Origin of the sequence: Pseudomonas sp. fls2-241-TYG-175 (genome assembly GCF_030209155.1) — a bacterium.
Taxonomy (GTDB): domain Bacteria; phylum Pseudomonadota; class Gammaproteobacteria; order Pseudomonadales; family Pseudomonadaceae; genus Aquipseudomonas; species Aquipseudomonas viridiflava.
In genome coordinates, this window is record NZ_JARVSO010000013.1 from 176,146 (window position 1) to 200,321 (window position 24,176).

Below are 24,176 nucleotides of genomic sequence, written 5' to 3' on the forward strand. Positions count from 1 at the left end.
GTGTAGAGCAGTGTATCGCCCCGCCACAAACCAAATACTTCAATCATGAAAATTTAATAATGGAGCTGCAGGTAACAAATACTACACATTACCTGTATTAGATAGCTTCCAGTTCACACGGGGTGCTTTCATGCTTTCAATCAGTCATACGCTCTGGGCGTTGACCTTGCTGGCCATCACCGGCCAGGCCAGCGCCACCGAGTTCTGGTACAGCCATAGCGGTCCGACAGCCTCGGCCATTGCCGATCTGTGCAGGCAGTTCAATGCCGAACGCGACGAACAGGACCGCCTGCACTGCATCCGCCAGGGCACTTATGAACAGACCCTGCAGAAGACCGTTGCCGCATACCGGGCCGGTATCAGCCCGGCGCTGGTCGAAATCTACGACGTCGCCACGCCTGACATGTTGCTGGGAGCCGCCACTGTTCCTGTCGAAGCCTTGATGTCCCGGCAGCAGAGAGCCTATTCGGCAGACACCTTTCTGCCTGCGCTCAAACGCTACTACTCCGACGAACATGGCGTGCTGGCCGCCCAACCGTTCGCCGTCTCGACTGCCGTGCTTTACGTCCACCGCGACGCACTGGCCACTGCGGGAATCACTGAAACACCGACCACCTGGACAGCCTTTTCCACGGCGCTGCGTGCCCTCAAGAACAACCACCATGAGTGCCCCATGGCGACCGACTTCTCGCCGTGGATCTGGCTGGAACAGACCAGCGCGGCCCAGGGTTCCGCCATCGCAGTCCGGTCCGGTGGCGTGGACCGGTATCGATTCGATCAGGGCACGCATTTGCAGTTGATGAACGATCTGGCGCAATGGAGCCGTGAAGGCCTGGTGCGACATCAAGAGTCGACTCGCAGTGGTCAGCAGGCACTGGCCTTTGCCAGCGACGAATGCGCGATGCTGCTGGATTCCACAGGTTCATGGAATACGGTACGCAGCACACTCAAGCCCGATATCGACGTCACTCTGATGCCGATTTACCCCGACACCCAAAGGCAGTCCAACCTGCCAGGCGGCTCTTCGCTGTGGGTCATGCAAGGGCATTCCACACACGAGTACGACGTCGTGTCGGAGTTTCTCGCGTTCGTGCTGCGTCCCGATAATCAGCGTGTGTTCAGCTCCCGCACCGGCTATCTGCCTGTGACCCAGGCGACGGCCAAAGCGGTTCGAAACGACGAGCGTGCCGCGCTGGCGATCAAGGTGGGTCTGTCGTCTCTCGATGACATCGACAGCGCGCCGGACAATCCACTGCGCTGTGGCTTCATCACCCTGATGCGGGTGATCTGGTCGCAGGAGACCGGGAACGCACTGGCAGGTCGGCAGAACATGGGGCGTGCCCTGAGCCAGACCGCTCTGCGCGGAAACGAATTGCTCGGCCTGTTTCAACAGATGCATCAGCCGCTTGCTCAGAATCAACAGAGCGAACGGCAGCCATGAAGGCCAGTGGATACTTCCCGCAGCCACGCGTGGCGTTGTTGTTCGCATTGCCGCAATTACTGGCGCTCGCCCTGTTTTTCTACTGGCCGGCGCTTCAGGCCATCTGGTGGTCGTTCCATCTGGTCTTGCCGTTCGGTGGGCATGAAGTGTTCGTGGGCCTGAGCAATTACTGGCGCGTGCTAAGGGATCCGGGCGTGCTCGCCTCTCTGGGCTCTACCCTGATCTTCAGCCTGTCGAGCGTCGCGCTGTCAATGCTCATCGCCCTGACACTGGCGCTGTGTCTTGAGCTGAAACTGCGCGGCAACGCCGTGTTTCGCAACCTGCTGATCTGGCCCTACGCAGTCTCCGGCGCCACCATCGGCATCGTCTTTCACGTGCTGGCCAACCCGGTCATGGGCATTCTGGCCTGGCTCAATGCAGTGGTGCCCGGCACATGGGCGCCTTACGCCAACCCGCTGCAAGGCATGCTGCTGTTGATCGTCGCCTACGCCTGGTGTCTGGTGCCGTTCAATTTCGTCATGCTGGTGGCGAGCCTGAAATCGGTTCCGGACGATTACCTCGCGGCAGCAGCGCTGGACGGCGCAGGCCCGTGGCGGCGCATGATCGACATGCAACTGCCGCTGATTGCGCCCTATTTGCTGTTCATCTTCATCATCGACCTGCTGGAAAGCCTCTCCAACAGTTTCGGGCTGATCGACACCCTCACCCAGGGCGGCCCCGGCGACACCACGCAGGTACTGGCCTATAAGATTTACACCGACGGCTTCCGCGGACTGGACCTGGCAGGGTCTTCAACGCTGTCAGTGCTCATGCTGTCGGCGGTCGTGCTGCTGAGCGTCGCGCAGTTCAAGCTCATGTCGCGGCTCAAACGACGCGGGGTGAAGCCATGATCCAGCACAACCGACTGCTCAACCTCGGCGCTTACCTGCTGCTGACCCTGGGGCTGATTTTCGCGCTGGGCCCGCTCTATATCGCAGTCTGCTCGGCCACCGTGGACAACCCGCAACTGCTGGAACATGGCCTGGCGGTTGTTCCGGGCGACCAGTTGCTGGTGAACCTGCAGAAAGTCACTCAGCGTCTGGACCTGTTGCGCCTGCTGGGCAACAGCCTGATCGTCGCGATCATGGTGGTCATCGGCAAGCTCGCGCTCTCGGCACTGACCGCGTTTGCCGTGGTGTACTTTCGCAGTCGCTACACCACCTGGATTTTCTTCGCTGTGCTGGGCGCGTTGTTGCTGCCGCTCGAAGTACGCATCATCCCGACCTACGCCGTGGCGAGTGATCTGCTCGGCCCGCTGCGTACCGTGCTGCGCTGGCTGGGCATCGAAAGCCTGCCGGTGCCGACTCTCAACCTTCTCGACAGTTACACCGGTTTGGCGCTGCCACTGATCGCCTCGGCCACCGGCACGTTCCTGTTCCGGCAGTTTTACCAGACGCTGCCCGCCGAGCTGGTTGAAGCAGCGCGCATGGACGGTGCCGGGCCGTGGCGCTTTTTCATCGACATTCTGGTGCCGCTGTCAAAAACCAATTTCGCGGCGCTGGGCACGCTGGTGTTCATCGGCGCCTGGAAAGACTACCTGTGGCCGCTGGTTGCGACCAATCGCGAAGACATGCGCACGCTGGTGCTGGGCGTGGCCAGCTTTCTGCCCACCGATGCCAGCCAGCTTCCCGAATGGAACCTGCTGATGGCCGCCGCCGTTGTCAGCATGCTGCCCCCTATCCTCGTCATTGCGCTCATGCAGCGATGGTTCGTCAAAGGCCTGATCGGAGTCGGCAAATGACCGCGCTTCTTCCTGTTACCGATTTCCCGACTGCGCGTTCACCCCAGATAACCCTCAGGAATCTGCACAAATCACAGAGTTCGGGACCGCTCTTTCAAGGGCTGGATCTGGTGTTCAAAGCCGGTGAACTGAACGTGATTCTGGGTCCGTCCGGCTGCGGAAAGTCCACCCTGTTGCGCATGATCGCCGGGCTGGAGGACGTCACTCAGGGCCAGATTCTGATGGGGGAGCGCGACGTCACAAAGCTGCCGCCCAAGGAGCGCGGCTGCGCCATGGTGTTCCAGAACTATGCGCTCTACCCGCACATGAGCGTTGCCGACAACATCGGCTACCCGCTCAAAATGGCGGGCATCGCCTACAAACAACGCGTGCTGCAAATCAAGGAGTGCGCCACCTCGCTGGGGCTGGAAACCCTGTTGGAGCGCAAGCCGGGCGAGCTGTCCGGTGGTCAGCGCCAGCGTGTAGCCATTGGCCGTGCCTTGATCCGCAAACCGCCCGTGCTGCTTTTCGACGAACCGCTGTGCAATCTGGACAGCGCGCTGCGCCATGAAATGCGCCTGTTGATTCGTCGCCTGCATCAACAGACCGGCGCAACGATTTTGTACGTCACCCACGATCAAACCGAAGCGATGACGCTTGCCGAGCATGTGGTGATTCTCAACCAGGGCCGTGTCGAACAGATCGGCACGCCAAGCGACATTTATGACCGGCCCGCCAGCACGTTCGTCGCGGGTTTTATCGGCACACCGCCCATGAACCTGCTGCCGGTTTATTGCCTGGAAGACAAGACCCTGACGCTGGCTGACGGGCAACGACTCCCCCTCAAACTGCACCTGTCTGGCGACAGTCCGGGCAAATGGCTCATGGGGCTGAGACCCGAGGCATTCAGTCTCAGCCAGGACGGTGTTCGCGCTGTCGTGGAGTCCTCGGAAAATCTCGGCAGCCACAGCCTGATCTACTGCCAACTGGCCGGCATTCGTTGCGTCGTCAACCTTGCCGGCCGCCATCTGCTCGCCCCCGGCACCCAGGTCCGTCTGGCTTTCGGCCCAACGGCACTGTTGTTCGACCCTGAGAGCGGTCGCCACCAGCCCGCTTCTTTCTCCAACCCTGTGTAAGTGATCCCTGACATGTCCAACCGTGCTCCGCTCGTTCGCTCATCGCTGATTGCCCATCGCGGCGCTAAAGCCTATGTACCGGAAAATACCCTGCTCGCTCTGGAAACCGCAGCGCAGCATGGCGCCAAATGGGTTGAAATCGACGTGAAGCTGACCCGCGACGGTCGGCCCATCGTCATCCACGACGACCTGCTGGACCGCACCACCAACGGAAAAGGCGCCGTCGTGCTGCACACCTTCGAAGACATCCGCAAACTGGACGCGGGGAGCTGGTTCTCACCCACCTTCGCTGGCCTGCAGGTGCCGACCTTCGAGGAAGTGGTGGCCTGTGCGTTACGCCTGAACCTCGGCTTGCAGGTCGAGCTCAAGCCCACCATCGGCGACGACGTGGAAACCGCCGAGGTCGTCATCCCGATACTCAGGCGAATGTGGCCGGTAACGCTGGAGGGCCTGTTTGTCTCGAGCTTTTCAGTGCGTTCGCTCGTCCGCGCCCGCCAGTTGTGGCCGCAAGTGCCGCTGGCGATGGCCTCTCTGGTCGCTCCCGCTGACCCGGCTGCGTTGCTGGCCGAGTACGGCTGCCGGATTCTGCATGTGCTGGACGACATGCTCGACGACCACCACCTCGCACGCCTTCGTCATAGTGGCGTCGAGTTCGCCGTGGCAACCATCAACAACCCCTATCGAGCGCGCTACCTGCTAGCCCGGGGCGCACAATCGATTCTCAGTGACTACCCTGACTTGCTCGACAAGCCCGACGAAGAGGATCTGCAATGAATGACCGGTTGAGCATTGCCCGGCGCTGCGTCGAACAGGCGAGCGCGCTGGCTCTTGAGCACTTCAACAATCGCCACACCCTGGACATCGCCACCAAAAGCCCTCAGGACCTGGTGTCCGAGGCAGACCTCGAGGTCGAGCATCTGATACGGGCCCGGCTCAATGAGTATTTTCCGGATGAGCCTGTACTGGGCGAGGAACTGGGCGGCGAAGTCATTATCGACGGCTGGGCGCTGGACCCCATCGACGGCACCGGCAACTTTCTGCGCGGCTCGCCGTTGTGGGGCATTTCGCTCGCCTATCTTTCAGCGGGACAGCCCGTGATCGGCGTCATCGCCTACCCGGCACTGGAGTACACCCTGTCAGCCCAGTCCGGTAAAGGTGTCTGGCTGAACGGCGACCCCTTCGCCCGCCCGGAACCGCCACAGAATTTGCGCATCGTCGGCATTGGTTCGAGCAATAACTGGCCTGCCGAGTCCCTGGCACAACTGGAACTGAGCCTGCGCCACAACGGCTGGGGGCTGGCCGCTTACCGTTGCGCCACCATTGGCCTGGGCTTCGCGGCGCTCGGTCAGATCGATGGTTACCTCGAACGGTTTACCAATTTGTGGGACATCGCCGCAGGCGCCGTTATCTGCCGGGAAGCGGGCTTGCTGTGCAGGATCGAGGGCAAACAGATACCGGCTGCCATGAGCGTTGCCGTGGGAAGCGAAGAGTTGATGGCTGTGTTTGCGGGGTCACGCGGCGATTGAACGTGCGGGAGAGCGCATCCGTCATTGCGACGGATGCGTGACAGACGTCAGGCCGTGGCCTGGGCAAGCGTCGGATAATCGGTATAACCCTCTGCACCACCGCCGTAGATCGTGGCCGGATTCATCGGCGTCAACGGCGCCCCCGTCTTCAGACGTTCGGTCAGATCCGGATTGCTGATGAAGGGACGACCGAACGCCACCAGATCAACATGACCATCCACCAACTGCGAAGTAGCCAGATCAAGGTCATAGCCGTTGTTGGCCAGATAGGTCTGATGGAAGCGTTTGCGCAATTGCCCGTAATCGAACGGCGCCGCATCACGCGGCCCGCCGGTCGCGCCCTCGACAACATGCAGGTAAACAACGCCCAACACATCGAGTTCTTCAACGATGTAGTTGTACTGCGGCTGAGGATCGCTGCTGCTGATCGCGCCAGCCGGAGATGCAGGCGAAATACGCACACCGGTGCGCTCGGCACCGATCTCGGCAACCACCGCAGCGGTGACTTCCAGCAACAGACGCGCACGATTCTCGACAGAGCCGCCGTAAGCATCAGTCCGCGCATTCGCGCCATCCTTGATGAACTGCTCCAGCAGATAACCGTTCGCGCCATGCACTTCCACACCATCAAAGCCGGCCGCAATGGCATTCGCCGCCGCCTGACGGAAATCATCCACGATGCCCGGCAATTCACTCAACTCCAGCGCACGCGGCTCGGAAACATCATGGAAACCGTTGTTCACGAACGTCTTGGTCTCCGCCCGAATCGCCGAAGGCGCAACCGGCGCAGCGCCATCCGGCTGCAAATCCACATGGGAAATACGCCCTACGTGCCATAACTGCACAAAAATACGCCCACCCCTGGCATGCACCTCGTCCGTCACCTTGCGCCAGCCATCGATCTGCGTCTGGGTATAGATACCCGGCGTGTCCTGATAACCCTGCGCCTGCGGCGAAACCTGAGTAGCCTCGGTGATCAGCAAACCGGCAGAAGCACGCTGACCGTAATAGGTTGCAGCCAGCTCACTCGGCACCAGTCCTGCGCCCGCACGGTTGCGGGTCAGAGGGGCCATGACAATACGATTGGCGAGGACGAGATTGCCTAGGCGATAAGTGTCGAAGAGGGTTTTTTCGGTCATTTCAGGGCCTGTGATCTGGAGAGTTTGGTCAGTAGGATGAGCTTTGGGTGCGTATGGGAGGAAGCGCTTGAGGACATCCCTGGATAGAAAACAGGATTATGATGATAACCAAAATCTAAACCGTCAAGCCTTTTGATGTTAAGCAACATCTATAGAGGAATGGAGATACGCAGGCATAAAAAAAGCGAAGCCCGGTGAGTGGCTTCGCTTTGGGTGTTGCGGTTCTGAAGGCGTTGCGATCAGAACGGAATATCATCATCAAAACTATCGAAATCAGCAGCCGGCTGCGGTGCTTGCTGCTGTGGCGCAGGGCGGGATTCGCGTTGCTGTGGAGGCTGCTGGTTGTAGTTCTGCTGTGGCGGAGCCGACTGCTGCGGGCGCGACTGCTGTGGACGAGGGGCGGACTGGTTGTAGTTACCGCCACCCTGGCCCTGTTGTGCGTCGCCCTGTGGACGGCCGCCCAGCAATTGCATGGTGCCTTGCATGTCGACGACGATTTCTGTGGTGTAACGCTTGATACCGTCTTTTTCCCACTCGCGGGTCTGCAGCTTGCCCTCGATGTAGACCTGCGAACCCTTGCGCAGGTATTCGCCAGCGATTTCGGCAACCTTGCCGAACATCGAAACACGGTGCCACTCGGTCTTCTCGACCTTCTGACCGGTCTGCTTGTCAGTCCACTGTTCGCTGGTTGCCAGACTCAGGTTGGTCACGGCGTTACCGTTAGGCAAGTAGCGAACTTCGGGATCCTGGCCGCATGTACCGACCAATATGACTTTGTTAACCCCACGGGCCATAACGTTCTCCTAGGCTTCGCACGCTTCTGATGCTGGGTTGATCAGCTTTTCGAGAGAGGCACGATCCAATAATTTTGTATCCAGTTTGATATAGATGGCTGCCTCCTCGGCAACCACCACTGCATCCGTTACGCCGGTTACGGACTTTAAACGCTCTGCCAGGCCTGCATCACGCTGCGCCTCTGGCGACAACGGCAGACGTAGGCTGGTCACGTAAGGCGGTTCACGCATGGTCATTGCAAACGCAAGCCAGACGGCGGCCATGGCTGCACCACCAAGGAACACCACATCAAGCCCACCGTGCTGGAACAACCAGCCGCCCAGTATCCCACCTGCGGCCGATCCGAGAAACTGGCTGGTGGAATAAACCCCCATTGCCGTCCCTTTTCCGCCAGCCGGTGACACTTTGCTGATCAGCGACGGCAAAGACGCCTCCAGCAGGTTGAACGCGGTGAAGAATACCACTGTCCCTATGACCAGTGTCCGCAACGTGTTACCAAATGCCCAAAAGTAAAGCTCGGACACCATCAGCACGGTCACGGCACCGAGCAGAACGCGCTTCATTTGGCGCTTCTTCTCACCGTATATGATGAACGGGATCATCGCAAAGAACGAAATCAGCAGTGCGGTCAGGTAGACCCACCAGTGCTGTTCCTTGGGCAGACCGGCTTTTTCGACCAGCGCCAGCGGCAGTGCCACGAAGCTGGACATGAGCATGGCATGCAACACGAAGATGCCCAGATCCAGACGCAGCAGGTCCGGGTGGCGCAACGTCTGCCCGAGCGCCTGTTTGGCGACGCCGGACTCGCGATGCAGCAGCGGGCCGTTCGCCTTGGGCACGATGAACGCGATGATCAGGATTCCCAGCAGTGCCATGCCACCAGTGGCCAGAAACAGCCCCGACAACCCGAACACGCCGGTGATGACCGGGCCGACGACCATTGCGACGGCGAACGACAGACCGATGGTCATGCCGATCATGGCCATGGCCTTGGTGCGGTGCTGTTCGCGGGTCAGGTCGGAGAGCAGTGCCATGACCGCAGCGGAAATCGCACCGGCACCCTGTAGGATACGGCCGGCGATGATGCCCCAGATGGAATCCGCATTCGCCGCGACAACGCTGCCGATGGCGAAAATGATCAGACCCAGGTAGATGACCGGACGCCGACCGATGCGGTCGGAAATGATCCCGAACGGGATCTGCAGCACAGCCTGGGTCAGGCCGTATGCGCCGATGGCCAGACCGATCAGCGCGGGGCTGGCGCCCGCCAAGTCCATGCCGTAAGTGGCCAGGACCGGAAGCACCATGAACATACCGAGCATGCGGAACGCAAAGACCAGCGCAAGACCGCCTGCGGCACGTGTCTCGCCGCTGCTCATTCGTTCGCTGTGGAGATCGTGCATGGAGAAACCTCGTGTGAACCGGCGGCGATTCTACCAGTCCCATCGATTGACGGGGTATATCGCGACGCTTTGCCGCGTTTACATGACAGAGTATTCATCTCTGCCTGTAAAGCCGGCGGATAGTGTGTATCCATCCAGTATTTATCCGTATACTCCCATGTTTTCGACGCCCGCCGTGCGAGGCCATTTTGGACAAGATCCTGATTCGTGGGGCTCGAACCCACAACCTGAAAAATATTGACCTGACCCTTCCACGCGACAAGCTGATCGTTATCACCGGATTGTCCGGCTCTGGCAAATCATCTTTGGCTTTCGACACGCTCTACGCCGAAGGGCAGCGGCGTTATGTCGAGTCGCTGTCAGCCTATGCCCGGCAGTTCCTGTCGATGATGGAAAAACCGGACGTCGATACCATCGAAGGCCTGTCGCCTGCGATTTCCATCGAACAGAAATCGACGTCCCACAACCCGCGTTCGACCGTGGGTACCATCACCGAGATTTACGACTACCTGCGTCTGCTGTATGCGCGAGTCGGCCAGCCTCGCTGCCCGGACCATGACATTCCACTGGAAGCCCAGACCGTCAGCCAGATGGTCGACCTGGTGCTGGCCCAACCGGAGGGCAGCAAGCTGATGTTGCTGGCGCCGGTCATTCGCGAGCGCAAGGGCGAACACCTGTCAGTCTTCGAAGAACTGCGTGCCCAGGGCTTCGTGCGGGCTCGGGTCAACGGCAAGTTGTGCGAGCTGGATGAACTGCCGAAGCTCGATAAACAGAAGAAGCATTCCATCGATGTGGTCGTGGACCGCTTCAAGGTGCGTGCGGACCTGCAGCAGCGTCTGGCCGAGTCTTTCGAAACAGCGTTGAAGCTGGCCGACGGCATTGCGCTGGTTGCGCCAATGGACGATGAACCGGGTGAAGAGACGATTTTCTCCGCACGCTTCGCCTGCCCGATCTGTGGCCATGCGATCAGCGAGCTGGAACCCAAGCTGTTCTCGTTCAACAACCCGGCTGGCGCGTGCCCGACCTGCGACGGTCTGGGCGTTAAGCAGTTCTTCGACATCAAGCGACTGGTGAATGCCGAACTGACGCTGGCCGAAGGCGCGATACGCGGCTGGGACAGGCGAAACGTCTACTACTTCCAGATGCTCGGCTCGCTTTCCAAGCACTACGGCTTCAGCCTGGAAGTACCGTTCAAGGAATTGCCTGCCGATCAGCAGAAGATCCTGCTCAACGGCAGTGGCTCGCAGAACGTCGACTTCCGCTACCTGAACGACCGTGGCGACATCGTCAAACGCGCACACCCTTTCGAGGGCATCGTGCCGAATCTGGAGCGTCGCTATCGGGAAACCGAATCGGCAACTGTCCGTGAAGAGCTGGCCAAGTTCCTCGGCACCCAGCCCTGCCCTGACTGCCGCGGCACGCGTCTGCGCCGTGAAGCGCGTCATGTGTGGGTGGGCGAGAAAACACTGCCTGCCGTCACCAATCTGCCGATTGGCGACGCCACTCACTACTTCGACACCCTGAAGCTGACCGGTCGCCGTGGCGAAATTGCCGACAAGATTCTCAAGGAAATCCGCGAGCGCCTGCAGTTTCTGGTGAACGTGGGCCTTGATTACCTAACCCTGGATCGCAGCGCGGACACCCTGTCAGGTGGCGAGGCGCAGCGTATTCGTCTGGCCAGCCAGATCGGTGCCGGTCTGGTCGGGGTGATGTACATCCTCGACGAGCCGTCCATTGGCCTGCACCAGCGTGACAACGACCGCCTGCTCGGCACACTCAAGCACCTGCGTGACATCGGCAACACGGTGATCGTGGTCGAGCATGACGAGGATGCGATTCGTCTGGCCGACTACGTGGTGGACATTGGCCCTGGGGCTGGTGTGCATGGCGGACATATCGTTGCCGAAGGCACGCCTGATGAGGTCATGTCGCATCCCGACTCTCTGACCGGCAAGTACCTGTCGGGCCGTGTGAAGATCGAAGTTCCGGCCAAGCGCACGCCTCGCAACAAGAAGCTTTCGCTGACACTGAAAGGCGCTCGCGGCAACAACCTGCAGAACGTGAACCTCGAGATTCCGATTGGTCTGCTGACCTGCGTCACGGGCGTCTCGGGATCGGGCAAATCGACGCTGATCAACAACACGCTGTTCCCGCTCAGCGCAACTGCACTGAATGGCGCGACCACGCTTGAAGCCGCCACACATGACAGCATCAACGGCCTGCAGCATCTGGACAAGGTCGTGGACATCGACCAGAGCCCGATCGGTCGCACGCCTCGCTCCAACCCGGCGACCTATACCGGGCTTTTCACGCCCATACGTGAACTGTTCGCCGGTGTGCCGGAGTCGCGTTCACGTGGTTACGGTCCGGGCCGGTTCTCGTTCAACGTCAAGGGCGGGCGCTGCGAAGCCTGTCAGGGCGATGGCTTGATCAAGGTGGAGATGCACTTTCTGCCGGACATCTACGTGCCGTGCGATGTGTGCAAGAGCAAGCGCTACAACCGCGAAACGCTGGAGATCAAGTACAAGGGCAAGAGCATCCATGAGGTGCTGGAAATGACCATCGAAGAGGCGCGTGAATTCTTCGATGCCGTTCCCGCCCTGGCGCGCAAGCTGCAGACCTTGATGGATGTGGGGCTTTCCTACATCAAGCTGGGTCAGTCGGCGACGACGTTGTCGGGGGGCGAGGCTCAGCGCGTCAAGCTGTCGCGCGAGCTGTCCAAGCGTGATACCGGCAAGACGCTGTACATCCTCGACGAGCCGACCACAGGCCTGCACTTCGCGGATATCCAGCAACTGCTCGACGTCCTGCACCGCCTGCGCGATCACGGCAACACCGTGGTCGTGATCGAGCACAACCTGGACGTCATCAAGACGGCGGACTGGCTGGTCGATCTGGGTCCGGAGGGCGGTTCGCGCGGCGGACAGATCATCGCCACCGGCACGCCGGAACAGGTCGCAGAGATGAAGCAGTCCTATACCGGGCATTACCTCAAGCCGTTGCTGATACGCGACAAGGCTTGATGGTTTCCGACCTGCCGGGTCTGGCTTCGGCCGGATCCGGTCAGGTCCCTGCCTGAAAGCTCGAATCGAAGACGAAAAAAAGCTCCTGTCACGCAAGTGCAGGAGCTTTTTTCGTTACAGCCGATGTCGGATCAGAACTGAGATTGCAGGTAGTTCTGCAAGCCGATGGACTTGATCAGACCCATTTGCTGTTCCAGCCAATAGGTGTGGTCTTCCTCGGTATCCGCCAATTGCACACGAAGGATGTCACGGCTGATGTAGTCCTTGTGCAGCTCGCAGAGGGCGATGCCCTTGCACAGCGCAGCACGGACCTTGTACTCGAGACGAAGATCGCTGGCGAGCATCTCAGGCACTGTGGTGCCGATATCCAGATCGTCCGGACGCATGCGCGGCGTGCCTTCAAGCATCAGGATACGACGCATCAACGCATCGGCGTGTTGCGCTTCTTCTTCCATCTCATGATTGATGCGCTCGTAGAGCTTGGCGAAACCCCAGTCTTCGTACATACGCGAATGGATGAAATATTGGTCACGAGCCGCCAGTTCGCCAGTGAGCAATGTGTTCAGATAATCGATTACTTCTGGATGGCCTTGCATCGCACCAGATCTCCTGCTTCAAAGGCGATAGTTTGAACCAAGCGTCGCCGCAGGTCACTCGGAAAAACGCAATAATCCGATAAAAAGCGTCGAATTTACGCCATCCAGAAGCGAAAAACCGCCCAAATGAGGGCGGTTCTGTTTCTCACTTCGACTCAGCCCAGTTTCACACCCAGAGCGTCGGCGATGCCTTGACCATAAGCGGCGTCAGCTTTGTAGAAGTGCTGCAACTGACGCTGCACGACGTCGCTGGATACGCCACCCATTGCAACGGCAATATTATTGATCAACAGCGCCTTCTGATCGGCGCTCATCAGGTTGAACAACTTGCCCGCCTGACTGTAGTAATCACCGTCCACGCGGTGGTCGTGACGATCAGCGGTACCGCTCAATGCCAGTGCTGGCTCTGCGTAGCGCGGATCCTGCCTGGGCGCATCCGAGTAGCTGTTTGGCTCGTAGTTCGGTGCAGCGCCACCATTGGTGCCAAATGCCATCGAACCGTCACGCTGGTAGCTGTAAACCGGGTTCTTCGGCGCGTTGATCGGCAGTTGCTGGTGGTTGGTGCCTACGCGATAGCGGTGGGCATCTGCGTAGGCGAACACACGACCTTGCAGCATACGGTCTGGCGAAAGCCCTACACCAGGCACCATGTTGCTCGGACCAAACGCTGCCTGCTCGACTTCAGCAAAGTAGTTAAGCGGATTGCGGTTCAACTCCATCTCACCGACTTCAATCAACGGGTACTCTTTCTGCGACCAGGTTTTGGTCACGTCGAACGGGTTCTCGTGATGGTTGTTGGCCTGAGCTTCAGTCATCAACTGAATGCACACCTGCCACTTCGGGAAGTCGCCTTTTTCGATAGCAGTGAAGAGATCGCGCTGAGCATAATCAGGATCGGTACCGGCAATGCGTGCAGCATCCTCGGGCGTGAGGTTCTTGATGCCTTGCCTGCTTTTGTAGTGCCACTTCACCCAGTGACGCTCGCCATTGGCGCTGATCAGGCTGTAGGTGTGGCTGCCAAAGCCGTGCATGTGGCGGTAGCCATCAGGAATACCGCGATCCGAAAACAGGATGGTGACCTGGTGCAAGGCTTCTGGAGAGTGCGACCAGAAGTCCCACATCATCTGCGGACTTTTCAGGTTGGTCTGCGGCAGACGCTTCTGCGTATGGATGAAGTCAGGGAATTTCAGCGGATCACGGATGAAGAACACCGGTGTGTTATTGCCCACGATGTCCCAGTTACCTTCCTGGGTATAGAACTTGACGGCGAAGCCACGAGGATCGCGTTCAGTGTCAGCCGAGCCGCGCTCGCCACCGACCGTGGAGAAGCGAATGAAGATGGGGGTCTGCTTGCCTACGGTGTTGAACAGATCGGCGCTGGTGTACTGAGTGATGTCTTTGGTCACGGTGAAGGTTCCGTGAGCACCCGAGCCCTTGGCGTGTACGCGACGTTCTGGAATGTTCTCGCGATTGAAGTGTGCGAGCTTCTCGATCAGATGGAAATCGTCCAGCAGCAAAGGACCCCGTGGGCCTGCCGAGCGGGAGTTCTGGTTGTCGGCGACTGGCGCACCACTGGCGGTCGTAAGCGTCTTCTGGGTCATGCAATGTCTTCCTCAGGCTCTATATAGCCGGCTAATCAGCTTGAGCGAGATTATTATTCGAAAGCATCACACGAGGAAATTTATTAATTGTTAAATGTTGATAGGTTTTCTTAATTTAAGGCAACAAAAAACCGGGCGCAGGGCCCGGTTTCTTGTTCAAACTGATGTCTTATTCAGCGGCTTCTACAGAGCCACCGACAGGACGATCAACCAACTCGACGTACGCCATAGGCGCGTTGTCGCCAGCGCGGAAACCGCACTTGAGGATGCGCAGGTAGCCGCCCTGACGGGTTGCGTAGCGCTTGCCCAGATCGTTGAACAGCTTGCCGACGATTTCTTTCGAACGAGTACGGTCGAAAGCCAGACGACGGTTAGCAACGCTGTCTTCCTTGGCCAGGGTGATCAGCGGCTCGGCAACGCGGCGCAGTTCCTTGGCTTTCGGCAGGGTAGTCTTGATCAGCTCGTGCTCGAACAGCGACACCGCCATGTTTTGAAACATGGCTTTGCGGTGAGAGCTGGTACGGCTCAGGTGACGTCCACTTTTACGATGACGCATGGTTCATTCCTTACCAAACTCGCGTTCGGTGATTACGACGATCAGGCCGTAGCCTTGTCGTCCTTCTTAAGACTTGCCGGCGGCCAGTTGTCGAGGCGCATGCCGAGGGACAGACCACGGGAGGCCAGAACGTCTTTGATCTCAGTCAAAGACTTCTTCCCAAGGTTCGGAGTTTTCAACAGTTCTACTTCGGTGCGCTGAATCAGGTCACCAATGTAGTAAATGTTCTCCGCCTTAAGGCAGTTAGCCGAACGTACAGTCAGTTCCAAATCGTCAACCGGACGGAGCAGGATCGGATCGATCTCGTCTTCCTGTTCGATTACCACTGGTTCGCTGTCGCCTTTGAGGTCGACGAACGCAGCCAACTGCTGTTGCAGAATGGTTGCAGCGCGGCGAATGGCCTCTTCAGGATCCAGCGTACCGTTGGTTTCCAGATCAATAACCAGCTTGTCCAGGTTGGTACGCTGTTCGACACGGGCGTTTTCCACCACGTATGCGATACGGCGAACCGGGCTGAACGAAGAGTCAAGCTGCAAGCGACCAATGCTGCGGCTTTCGTCTTCATCGCTTTGACGCGAGTCTGCCGGCTCATAACCACGACCACGAGCTACGGTGAGCTTCATGTTCAAGGCGCCGTTAGACGCCAGGTTAGCGATTACGTGATCGGGGTTAACGATCTCGACATCATGATCCAGCTGAATATCGGCAGCGGTAACCACCCCCGAACCCTTCTTCGACAAGGTCAGCGTAACTTCGTCTCGACCGTGCAGCTTGATAGCCAGACCTTTAAGGTTCAACAGGATTTCAATGACGTCTTCCTGTACACCTTCGATGGCGCTGTACTCATGGAGTACACCGTCAATCTCGGCCTCGACTACTGCACAGCCGGGCATGGAGGACAACAAAATGCGGCGAAGCGCGTTGCCCAGGGTATGGCCGAAACCACGCTCGAGAGGCTCGAGAGTGATCTTGGCGCGGGTTGGACTGACAACCTGCACATCAATATGGCGGGGTGTCAGGAACTCATTTACCGAAATCTGCATGGATGCACCTATTTTCTAGCCCTTACTTGGAGTAGAGCTCGACAATCAGGCTTTCGTTGATGTCGGCGGATAGATCACTGCGAGCTGGTACGTTCTTGAAAACGCCCGATTTCTTCTCAGTGTCTACTTCTACCCATTCTACGCGGCCACGTTGGGCACACAGATCGAGAGCCTGGACAATACGCAGTTGGTTCTTAGCCTTTTCGCGGATAGCAACAACGTCGCCAGCACGAACCTGATAAGAAGGAACGTTAACGGTTTTGCCGTTGACGCTAACAGACTTGTGCGAAACCAATTGACGGGATTCGGCACGAGTCGAGCCGAAGCCCATGCGGTATACAACGTTGTCCAGACGGCATTCGAGCAGCTGCAGCAGGTTCTCACCTGTTGCGCCTTTCTTGCCGGCGGCTTCTTTGTAGTAGCCGCTGAACTGACGCTCGAGAACGCCGTAGATACGACGGACTTTTTGCTTTTCACGCAGCTGAGTACCGTAATCGGACTGGCGACCGCGGCGCTGGCCGTGGATGCCTGGAGCTGCTTCGATGTTGCACTTGGATTCGATAGCGCGAACGCCGCTCTTCAGAAAGAGATCGGTGCCTTCACGACGAGCAAGTTTGCATTTTGGACCAATGTAACGAGCCATTTCTTACAGTCTCCTGGATTACACGCGGCGCTTCTTCGGCGGACGGCACCCGTTGTGCGGGATTGGCGTCACGTCGGTGATGCTGGCGATCTTATAGCCACAGCCGTTCAATGCACGGACAGCGGATTCACGACCTGGGCCTGGACCCTTGACATTGACGTCGAGGTTCTTCAGACCGTATTCCAGCGCAGCTTGACCAGCACGTTCAGCAGCTACCTGAGCAGCGAACGGCGTGGACTTGCGGGAACCACGGAAACCCGAACCGCCGGAGGTAGCCCACGAAAGAGCGTTACCTTGACGATCGGTAATGGTGACGATTGTGTTGTTAAACGACGCGTGGATGTGGGCGATGCCATCAACCACTGTCTTTTTAACTTTTTTACGAGGACGAGCAGCAGGTTTTGCCATGACTAAATTCCTGTCGTTGCGCTGGAGCGATTACTTGCGGATCGGCTTACGCGGACCTTTGCGAGTACGCGCGTTGGTCTTGGTACGCTGACCGCGTACTGGCAGACCACGACGATGACGCAGACCGCGATAGCAGCCCAGGTCCATCAAGCGCTTGATTTTCATGTTGATTTCGCGACGCAGGTCACCTTCAGTGGTGAACTTCGCCACTTCGCCACGCAGCTGTTCAATCTGCTCGTCGCTCAGATCTTTGATCTTCGCCGCCGGGTTAACCCCGGTGGTTGCACAAATTTTCTGTGCAGTGGTGCGACCAACACCATAGATGTAGGTCAGCGAGATAACAGTATGCTTGTTATCTGGAATGTTAACGCCTGCAATACGGGCCATTCAGTGGGACTCCAATTGACAGCTACCTACGCCCCGGAAGCCAAGAAATAGGGCGCGAGATAATATCGCTGTAGTAACAAATAATCAACCCAGCAGCGCACTAGCTGCTGGGCTTAAGCACAAATCACAATCAGCCTTGGCGCTGCTTATGACGTGGTTCCGCGCTGCAAATTACTCGAACAACACCTTCGCGGCGAATAATCTTGCAGTTACGGCACAGCTTTTTCACCGATGCACGAACTTTCATCACCAACTCCTCGAACCTTAGGGGTGCTTCAGCGCAGCATACCGCCGCTGCCACCGTAGCCCTTCAGGTTGGCTTTCTTCATCAGGGATTCATACTGGTGCGAAACGAGGTGAGATTGCACTTGGGACATGAAGTCCATCACAACCACGACCACGATCAGCAACGAGGTCCCGCCAAGGTAGAACGGTACGTTTGCCGCAACCACCAGAAACTGGGGAAGCAGACACACGGCCGTCATATAAAGAGCACCGAACATGGTCAAACGAGTCAAAACGCCATCAATGTAGCGCGCCGACTGCTCGCCTGGACGAATACCCGGAATAAAGGCACCGGACTTCTTCAGGTTTTCCGCTACGTCTTTCGGATTGAACATCAACGCCGTATAGAAGAAGCAGAAGAAAATAATCCCTGCACTAAACAGCAGAATATTCAACGGCTGACCAGGAGCGATCGACTGCGAGATGTCCTGCAACCAGCCCAGACCTTCAGACTGACCAAACCAGGAACCCAGCGAAGCCGGGAACAGCAAAATGCTGCTCGCAAAAATGGCCGGAATCACACCAGCCATGTTCACTTTCAGCGGCAAGTGGCTTGTCTGCGCAGCGAAGACCTTGCGGCCCTGCTGACGCTTGGCGTAGTGAACGGCGATACGACGCTGACCACGCTCAATGAAGACCACGAAACCGATGATCGCTACTGCCAGCAAACCGATCGCGACCAGAGCGAAGATATTGATATCACCCTGACGTGCAGACTCGAAAGACTGCCCTATCGCTCTCGGAAGACCGGCGACGATACCTGCGAAAATCAACATCGAGATACCGTTACCGACACCGCGTTCGGTAATCTGCTCGCCCAGCCACATCATGAACATCGCACCTGCCACGAAGGTGGTTACGGCCACAAAATGGAAACCCAGGTCCCCAGAAAACGCTACGCCCTGACTGGCCAGGCCGACGGACATGCCGACAGCTTGAACCAGAGCCAGGACTACGGTGCCATAGCGGGTGTACTGGCTAATCTTGCGACGGCCAGCTTCACCTTCCTTCTTCAACTGCTCCAGTTGCGGGCTGACGGCGGTCATCAACTGCATGATGATCGATGCCGAAATGTACGGCATGATCCCCAGTGCAAAGATGCTCATCCGTTCCAGCGCGCCACCGGAAAACATGTTGAACAAGCTAAGAATGGTCCCCTCATTCTGTCGAAACAGTTCTGCGAGTCGGTCCGGGTTGATACCTGGAACCGGGATGTGTGCGCCTATTCGGTAGACGATAATCGCCAGGAACAGAAAACGCAGACGAGCCCAGAGTTCAGACATACCGCCTTTGCCGAGCGCAGAGAGAGCACCTTGCTTAGCCATTTATTCCTCGAACTTGCCGCCAGCTGCTTCGATAGCCGCACGCGCACCTTTGGTGGCGGCGATACCTTTGATGGTGACAGCGCGAGTAACTTCGCCCGACAGCATGATTTTCACACGCTGTACGTTCTGGTTAATCACGTTGGCATCCTTCAGGGTCTGCACAGTTACGATGTCGCCTTCCACTTTGGCCAGCTCGGACAGACGCACTTCTGCGCGATCCATGGCTTTCAGGGAAACGAAACCGAATTTTGGCAGGCGACGATGCAGCGGCTGTTGGCCGCCCTCAAAGCCCGGAGCAATGGTGCCACCGGAGCGGGAGGTTTGACCTTTGTGGCCGCGGCCACCAGTCTTACCCAAACCGCTACCGATACCACGGCCCGGACGATGCTTTTCGCGACGGGAACCCGGCGCTGGACTCAGATCATTGAGTTTCATCGATTAACCCTCGACTCGCAGCATGTAGTAAGCCTTGTTGATCATCCCGCGATTTTCGGGAGTATCCAGGACTTCTACAGTGTGACCGATGCGACGCAGACCCAAACCCTTAATGCACAATTTGTGATTAGGGATGCGGCCGGTCATGCTTTTGATCAGCGTTACTTTTACGGTAGCCATGATCAGATGATCTCCTCAACACGCTTGCCACGTTTGGCAGCGATGGACTCAGGAGACTGCATGCCCTTCAGACCCTTGAAAGTGGCGTGAACCACGTTTACAGGGTTAGTCGAGCCGTAGCACTTGGCCAACACGTTCTGAACACCAGCAACTTCCAGCACTGCGCGCATAGCGCCGCCAGCGATGATACCGGTACCTTCAGAAGCAGGCTGCATGTACACCTTCGAAGCGCCATGGGCGGACTTCATTGCGTACTGCAGTGTGGTGCCGTTCAGATCCACCTGGATCATGTTGCGGCGAGCAGCTTCCATCGCTTTCTGGATTGCAGCAGGCACTTCACGTGACTTGCCACGGCCAAAGCCAACGCGCCCTTTACCATCACCCACTACGGTCAACGCAGTGAAAGTGAAGATACGGCCGCCTTTTACGGTTTTGGCCACGCGGTTAACTTGAACCAGCTTCTCGATGTAGCCTTCGTCGCGTTTTTGGTCGTTATTTGCCATAACTTAGAACTCCAGCCCGCCTTCACGAGCAGCATCAGCCAGCGCTTTGACACGGCCGTGGTACTTGAAGCCAGAACGGTCGAAAGCCACTTGCGATACGCCCGCGGCTTTTGCACGCTCGGCGACCAGCTTGCCAACCTTAGTGGCCGCGTCGATGTTGCCAGTGGCGCCATCACGCAGTTCTTTGTCCAAAGTCGAGGCGCTTGCCAGGACTTTGCTGCCGTCGGCCGAAATGACCTGGGCATAAATGTGCTGCGAAGAGCGGTGCACGCAGAGACGCACGACTTCCAGCTCGTGCATTTTCAGGCGTGCTTTGCGAGCGCGACGCAGTCGGGTAACTTTTTTGACGGTCATTTGCTATGCCCTACTTCTTCTTGGCTTCTTTACGGCGGACGACTTCGTCCGCGTAACGCACACCTTTGCCTTTGTAAGGCTCAGGACGGCGGAAGTCGCGGATCTCAGCGGCCACTTGACCAACCAACTGCTTATCGATACCGCGAATCAGGATATCGGTCTGGCTGGGGGTCTCAGCGGTGATGCCATTCGGCAATTCGTAATCCACCGGGTGCGAGAAGCCAAGTGCCAGGTTCAGGACCGTGCCTTTTGCTTGCGCTTTGTAACCAACACCGACCAGCTGGAGCTTGCGCTCGAAGCCTTGGCTTACGCCCTGGACCATGTTGTTAACCAGTGCACGAGTTGTGCCGGCCATTGCGCGGGTTTGTTGATCGCCATTGCGAGCAGCGAAACGCAGCTCACCAGCTTCTTCAACAATCTCAACAGACGAATGGACGTTCAGTTCTAGAGTGCCCTTGGCACCCTTCACCGAAAGCTGCTGGCCGACGAGTTTGACTTCGACGCCGGATGGCAACTTAACGGGGTTCTTAGCTACGCGTGACATGCTTATCCCCCCTTAGAACACAGTGCAAAGCACTTCGCCACCGACACCGGCAGCGCGCGCAGCACGATCCGTCATCACACCTTTGTTGGTGGAGACGATAGACACACCGAGACCGCCACGAACTTTTGGCAGATCGTCGGAGGACTTGTACTGACGCAAGCCTGGGCGGCTGACGCGCTTAACTTCTTCAATGACCGGACGGCCTTCGAAGTACTTAAGCTCGATGGACAGCGATGGTTTAACTTCGCTGCTGATCTGATAACCCGCAATGTAGCCTTCGTCCTTCAGGACTTTTGCTACAGCAACCTTCAACGTGGAAGATGGCATGCTTACGACGGGCTTTTCAGCCATCTGGGCATTACGGATACGAGTTAGCATGTCCGCTAACGGGTCCTGCATACTCATGGGCTAGACGCTCCTAAAACAAAATAATTAGCCTTACGGCTACAGCTTATCGCCGAGATTTTCCGGGCAAGTGAAAACACGGGCTCAGGCGAGCCGGCAATTCTAGTCCTACCCCGGAAATGAATCAAGCCCCAAAAGGGGCTTGATTCAAATTCAGGCTTCATTCCAACCGACAACCTGCGCCGTCGATCGGATTGAAGCGAGAGTTGCGCCTTACCAGCTGGCTTTAACCAGACCTGGTACGTCGCCACGCATGGCAGCTTCACGCAGCTTGTTACGGCCAAGGCCGAACTTGCGGTAAACGCCGTGTGGACGACCAGTGATGCGGCAACGGTTACGCATGCGCGCAGCGCTTGCGTCACGTGGTTGCTTCTGCAGAGCTACGGTAGCTTCCCAACGCGCTTCTGGACTTGCGTTCAGATCAACGATGATTGCTTTAAGCTCGGCACGCTTCTTGGCGTACTTGGCAACAGTGAGCTGACGCTTCAGCTCACGGTTTTTCATGCTCTTCTTGGCCATTTTCCTACTCCAATCAGTTGCGGAACGGGAATTTGAAAGCACGCAGCAATGCGCGGCCTTCATCATCGTTCTTGGCAGTGGTGGTCAGGGTGATGTCCAGACCGCGGAGAGCATCGATCTTGTCGTAGTCGATTTCCGGGAAAATGATCTGCTCTTTCACGCCCATGCTGTAGTTACCACGACCATCGAAGGACTTGGCATTCAGGCCGCGGAAGTCGCGAACCCGAGGCAGGGAGATCGACAGCAGACGATCCAGGAATTCATACATACGATCGCGGCGCAGAGTCACTTTGACGCCGATCGGCCATCCTTCACGGACTTTAAAGCCAGCGATGGATTTCCGAGCGTAAGTCACAACGACTTTTTGACCGGTGATCTTTTCCAGGTCAGCAACAGCGTGCTCGATGATTTTCTTGTCGCCGATCGCTTCGCCCAGACCCATGTTCAGGGTGATTTTGGTAACGCGCGGAACTTCCATCACGTTCGCGAGCTTAAGTTCTTCCTTAAGCTTCGGAGCGATTTCCTTCCGGTAAATCTCTTTTAGTCGTGCCATGGTCTTCTACCTAGCAGTGTTCAAGCATCAACCGCTTTTTGGGTCGACTTGAAGACACGAATTTTCTTGCCGTCTTCAACTTTGAAACCAACGCGGTCAGCCTTGTTGGTTGCGCCGTTGAAAATGGCGACGTTGGAAGCGTGCAGTGGCGCTTCTTTCTCGACGATACCGCCCTGTACGCCCGACATCGGGTTAGGCTTGGTATGGCGCTTCACCAGGTTGATCCCACCAACGACCAGACGGTCGTCAGCGAGAACCTTGAGCACCTTACCGCGCTTACCTTTGTCTTTGCCGGCGATCACGATGATCTCGTCGTCACGACGAATCTTTTGCATGTCGGATCTCCTTACAGAACTTCTGGGGCGAGCGAGACGATCTTCATGAACTTCTCAGTACGAAGTTCACGCGTCACTGGCCCAAAGATACGGGTACCGATCGGCTCCTGCTTGTTGTTCAACAGAACAGCAGCATTGCCATCGAAGCGGATGATGGAGCCGTCTGCACGACGAACGCCATGGCGAGTGCGGACTACAACAGCAGTCATCACTTGGCCTTTCTTCACCTTGCCGCGCGGAATTGCTTCCTTCACGGTTACTTTGATGATGTCACCGATACCAGCGTAACGACGATGGGAGCCACCCAGCACCTTGATGCACATAACGCGGCGTGCGCCGCTGTTATCGGCCACATCGAGCATGGATTGAGTCTGAATCATATAATTTCTCCGACCCTTAGCCCTTAGACTTCCACAGCGCGTTCGAGGATATCAACCAATGCCCAAGACTTGGTCTTGGCTACCGGACGAGTTTCACGAATCGTGACCTTGTCGCCGATATGGCACTGGTTGGTTTCGTCGTGCGCGTGCAGCTTAGTCGAACGCTTAACGTATTTACCGTAGATTGGGTGCTTTACGCGACGCTCAATCAGAACGGTGATGGTCTTGTCCATCTTGTCGCTGACGACACGGCCAGTCAGCGTACGGACGGTTTTTTCGGCTTCAGCCATGATTACTTACCTGCCTGCTGGTTGAGCACAGTCTTCACGCGAGCGATGTCACGCTTAACTTGCGAGAGCAGGTGAGACTGCCCCAACTGGCCAGTTGCTTTCTGCATACGCAGATTGAACTGGTCGCGCAGCAGGCCGAGCAGTTGCTCGTTCAGCTGCTGTGCTGATTTTTCACGAAGTTCATTCGCTTTCATCACATCACCGTCCGCTTAACAAAGGAGGTGGCGAGTGGCAGCTTTGCAGCAGCCAGGGCGAAAGCCTCACGCGCCAGCTCTTCAGTAACACCCTCGATTTCATACAGGACTTTGCCTGGCTGAATCTGGGCAACCCAGTACTCGACGTTACCCTTACCTTTACCCATCCGAACTTCGAGTGGCTTCTTGGTGACAGGCTTGTCCGGGAATACACGGATCCAGATCTTGCCGCCACGTTTTACGTGACGGGTCAGAGCACGACGCGCTGACTCGATCTGACGAGCGGTGAGACGACCACGAGCGACAGACTTCAGCGCGAACTCGCCGAAGCTGACTTTGCTACCGCGCAGTGCCAGACCACGGTTGTGGCCGGTCATCTGCTTGCGGAACTTCGTACGCTTTGGTTGCAACATTTGGC

Annotated in this window: 32 protein-coding genes; 7 read left to right on the forward strand and 25 right to left on the reverse strand. The window is 57.5% G+C overall.

Translation table 11 applies throughout. From position 1 onward, the window contains the following. The first annotated feature begins 130 nt into the window (after positions 1-130). The 6 genes from QRN20_RS11270 to QRN20_RS11295 are packed head-to-tail and all read left to right on the forward strand — an operon-like array spanning position 131 to position 5,862. Complete coding sequence (locus QRN20_RS11270) at positions 131-1,441, forward strand: extracellular solute-binding protein (protein WP_122501365.1); 1,311 nt, start codon at positions 131-133, stop codon at positions 1,439-1,441. Continuing rightward, the gene (locus QRN20_RS11275; protein WP_122501364.1) at positions 1,438-2,331 is read left to right on the forward strand and encodes a carbohydrate ABC transporter permease; all 894 of its coding nucleotides are present in this window, start codon (positions 1,438-1,440) and stop codon (positions 2,329-2,331) included. The genes QRN20_RS11270 and QRN20_RS11275 overlap by 4 nt, the downstream gene beginning before the upstream one ends. Continuing rightward, a complete protein-coding gene (locus QRN20_RS11280; protein ID WP_004883716.1) occupies positions 2,328-3,221 on the forward strand; it encodes an ABC transporter permease subunit in 894 nt (297 codons plus the stop codon). Before QRN20_RS11275 ends, QRN20_RS11280 begins: the two co-directional genes overlap by 4 nt. Further along, complete coding sequence (locus QRN20_RS11285; RefSeq protein ID WP_122501363.1) at positions 3,218-4,336, forward strand: ABC transporter ATP-binding protein; 1,119 nt, start codon at positions 3,218-3,220, stop codon at positions 4,334-4,336. The genes QRN20_RS11280 and QRN20_RS11285 overlap by 4 nt, the downstream gene beginning before the upstream one ends. 12 nt (positions 4,337-4,348) lie before the next feature. Continuing rightward, positions 4,349-5,110, forward strand: coding sequence for a glycerophosphodiester phosphodiesterase family protein (locus QRN20_RS11290; RefSeq protein WP_029241911.1), 762 nt, complete (start codon positions 4,349-4,351; stop codon positions 5,108-5,110). Then, positions 5,107-5,862: an inositol monophosphatase family protein gene (locus tag QRN20_RS11295; RefSeq protein WP_029241912.1), complete on the forward strand. Its 756-nt coding sequence runs from the start codon at positions 5,107-5,109 to the stop codon at positions 5,860-5,862. The genes QRN20_RS11290 and QRN20_RS11295 overlap by 4 nt, the downstream gene beginning before the upstream one ends. 47 nt (positions 5,863-5,909) lie before the next feature. Here the strand turns inward: QRN20_RS11295 and QRN20_RS11300 are convergent, their stop codons facing one another. The 3 genes from QRN20_RS11300 to QRN20_RS11310 form a co-directional block, all read right to left on the reverse strand. Then, complete coding sequence (locus QRN20_RS11300) at positions 5,910-7,001, reverse strand: alkene reductase (protein WP_122501362.1); 1,092 nt, start codon at positions 6,999-7,001, stop codon at positions 5,910-5,912. A gap of 239 nt (positions 7,002-7,240) precedes the next feature. Continuing rightward, on the reverse strand, positions 7,241-7,795 hold the full coding sequence (locus QRN20_RS11305; RefSeq protein ID WP_004883704.1) for a single-stranded DNA-binding protein: 555 nt from the start codon (positions 7,793-7,795) through the stop codon (positions 7,241-7,243). Between the two features lie 9 nt (positions 7,796-7,804). Continuing rightward, the gene (locus QRN20_RS11310; RefSeq protein WP_004883702.1) at positions 7,805-9,199 is read right to left on the reverse strand and encodes an MFS transporter; all 1,395 of its coding nucleotides are present in this window, start codon (positions 9,197-9,199) and stop codon (positions 7,805-7,807) included. Positions 9,200-9,387: 188 nt separating this feature from the next. On the opposite strand from QRN20_RS11310, the gene uvrA reads away from it, so the two are divergent. Continuing rightward, positions 9,388-12,222 carry an excinuclease ABC subunit UvrA gene (gene uvrA, locus QRN20_RS11315; RefSeq protein WP_004883700.1) on the forward strand — a complete coding sequence of 945 codons (2,835 nt, stop codon included), beginning with the start codon at positions 9,388-9,390 and terminating at the stop codon, positions 12,220-12,222. A 131-nt stretch (positions 12,223-12,353) separates the two neighbouring features. Here the strand turns inward: uvrA and bfr are convergent, their stop codons facing one another. From bfr to rplP, 22 genes are all read right to left on the reverse strand, one after another. Then, positions 12,354-12,818, reverse strand: coding sequence for a bacterioferritin (gene bfr, locus QRN20_RS11320; RefSeq protein ID WP_004883697.1), 465 nt, complete (start codon positions 12,816-12,818; stop codon positions 12,354-12,356). A gap of 155 nt (positions 12,819-12,973) precedes the next feature. Beyond that, complete coding sequence (locus tag QRN20_RS11325; protein WP_122412632.1) at positions 12,974-14,419, reverse strand: catalase; 1,446 nt, start codon at positions 14,417-14,419, stop codon at positions 12,974-12,976. Between the two features lie 169 nt (positions 14,420-14,588). Then, positions 14,589-14,975 (reverse strand): 50S ribosomal protein L17, encoded by a 387-nt coding sequence (rplQ, locus tag QRN20_RS11330; RefSeq protein ID WP_002555463.1) that lies wholly within the window; start codon positions 14,973-14,975, stop codon positions 14,589-14,591. 41 nt (positions 14,976-15,016) lie between these two features. Continuing rightward, positions 15,017-16,018 (reverse strand): DNA-directed RNA polymerase subunit alpha, encoded by a 1,002-nt coding sequence (locus tag QRN20_RS11335; protein ID WP_003176403.1) that lies wholly within the window; start codon positions 16,016-16,018, stop codon positions 15,017-15,019. Between the two features lie 22 nt (positions 16,019-16,040). Next, positions 16,041-16,661 carry a 30S ribosomal protein S4 gene (rpsD, locus tag QRN20_RS11340; RefSeq protein WP_002555465.1) on the reverse strand — a complete coding sequence of 207 codons (621 nt, stop codon included), beginning with the start codon at positions 16,659-16,661 and terminating at the stop codon, positions 16,041-16,043. A gap of 18 nt (positions 16,662-16,679) precedes the next feature. Next, on the reverse strand, positions 16,680-17,069 hold the full coding sequence (gene rpsK / locus QRN20_RS11345; RefSeq protein ID WP_002555466.1) for a 30S ribosomal protein S11: 390 nt from the start codon (positions 17,067-17,069) through the stop codon (positions 16,680-16,682). A 30-nt stretch (positions 17,070-17,099) separates the two neighbouring features. Then, positions 17,100-17,456 carry a 30S ribosomal protein S13 gene (gene rpsM / locus QRN20_RS11350; RefSeq protein WP_004883692.1) on the reverse strand — a complete coding sequence of 119 codons (357 nt, stop codon included), beginning with the start codon at positions 17,454-17,456 and terminating at the stop codon, positions 17,100-17,102. 130 nt (positions 17,457-17,586) lie between these two features. Continuing rightward, the gene (rpmJ, locus tag QRN20_RS11355; RefSeq protein WP_002555468.1) at positions 17,587-17,703 is read right to left on the reverse strand and encodes a 50S ribosomal protein L36; all 117 of its coding nucleotides are present in this window, start codon (positions 17,701-17,703) and stop codon (positions 17,587-17,589) included. A 28-nt stretch (positions 17,704-17,731) separates the two neighbouring features. Next, positions 17,732-19,066 carry a preprotein translocase subunit SecY gene (secY, locus tag QRN20_RS11360; RefSeq protein WP_004883689.1) on the reverse strand — a complete coding sequence of 445 codons (1,335 nt, stop codon included), beginning with the start codon at positions 19,064-19,066 and terminating at the stop codon, positions 17,732-17,734. Further along, positions 19,067-19,501, reverse strand: coding sequence for a 50S ribosomal protein L15 (gene rplO, locus QRN20_RS11365; protein WP_004883688.1), 435 nt, complete (start codon positions 19,499-19,501; stop codon positions 19,067-19,069). Positions 19,502-19,504: 3 nt separating this feature from the next. Next, positions 19,505-19,681, reverse strand: a complete 177-nt coding sequence (gene rpmD / locus QRN20_RS11370) for a 50S ribosomal protein L30 (protein WP_003444363.1) — start codon at positions 19,679-19,681, stop codon at positions 19,505-19,507. A 2-nt stretch (positions 19,682-19,683) separates the two neighbouring features. Next, entirely contained in the window at positions 19,684-20,184 is a 501-nt protein-coding gene (gene rpsE, locus QRN20_RS11375; RefSeq protein WP_024687031.1) for a 30S ribosomal protein S5, read from the reverse strand. 3 nt (positions 20,185-20,187) lie between these two features. Next, complete coding sequence (gene rplR / locus QRN20_RS11380) at positions 20,188-20,538, reverse strand: 50S ribosomal protein L18 (protein ID WP_002555473.1); 351 nt, start codon at positions 20,536-20,538, stop codon at positions 20,188-20,190. Positions 20,539-20,548: 10 nt separating this feature from the next. Next, the gene (gene rplF, locus QRN20_RS11385; RefSeq protein WP_004883684.1) at positions 20,549-21,082 is read right to left on the reverse strand and encodes a 50S ribosomal protein L6; all 534 of its coding nucleotides are present in this window, start codon (positions 21,080-21,082) and stop codon (positions 20,549-20,551) included. Between the two features lie 12 nt (positions 21,083-21,094). After that, a complete protein-coding gene (gene rpsH / locus QRN20_RS11390; RefSeq protein WP_004883681.1) occupies positions 21,095-21,487 on the reverse strand; it encodes a 30S ribosomal protein S8 in 393 nt (130 codons plus the stop codon). Between the two features lie 213 nt (positions 21,488-21,700). Continuing rightward, positions 21,701-22,006: a 30S ribosomal protein S14 gene (rpsN, locus tag QRN20_RS11395; protein ID WP_002555476.1), complete on the reverse strand. Its 306-nt coding sequence runs from the start codon at positions 22,004-22,006 to the stop codon at positions 21,701-21,703. Positions 22,007-22,019: 13 nt separating this feature from the next. Next, complete coding sequence (gene rplE / locus QRN20_RS11400; RefSeq protein ID WP_029241915.1) at positions 22,020-22,559, reverse strand: 50S ribosomal protein L5; 540 nt, start codon at positions 22,557-22,559, stop codon at positions 22,020-22,022. Positions 22,560-22,579: 20 nt separating this feature from the next. Then, positions 22,580-22,894, reverse strand: a complete 315-nt coding sequence (gene rplX / locus QRN20_RS11405) for a 50S ribosomal protein L24 (protein ID WP_002555478.1) — start codon at positions 22,892-22,894, stop codon at positions 22,580-22,582. Positions 22,895-22,905: 11 nt separating this feature from the next. Next, positions 22,906-23,274: a 50S ribosomal protein L14 gene (rplN, locus tag QRN20_RS11410; RefSeq protein ID WP_002555479.1), complete on the reverse strand. Its 369-nt coding sequence runs from the start codon at positions 23,272-23,274 to the stop codon at positions 22,906-22,908. A 23-nt stretch (positions 23,275-23,297) separates the two neighbouring features. Further along, positions 23,298-23,564 carry a 30S ribosomal protein S17 gene (gene rpsQ, locus QRN20_RS11415; RefSeq protein ID WP_002555480.1) on the reverse strand — a complete coding sequence of 89 codons (267 nt, stop codon included), beginning with the start codon at positions 23,562-23,564 and terminating at the stop codon, positions 23,298-23,300. A gap of 2 nt (positions 23,565-23,566) precedes the next feature. Beyond that, positions 23,567-23,758, reverse strand: a complete 192-nt coding sequence (rpmC, locus tag QRN20_RS11420; protein ID WP_002555481.1) for a 50S ribosomal protein L29 — start codon at positions 23,756-23,758, stop codon at positions 23,567-23,569. Continuing rightward, positions 23,758-24,171: a 50S ribosomal protein L16 gene (rplP, locus tag QRN20_RS11425; RefSeq protein WP_002555482.1), complete on the reverse strand. Its 414-nt coding sequence runs from the start codon at positions 24,169-24,171 to the stop codon at positions 23,758-23,760. The genes rpmC and rplP overlap by 1 nt, the downstream gene beginning before the upstream one ends. Positions 24,172-24,176 lie beyond the last annotated feature (5 nt).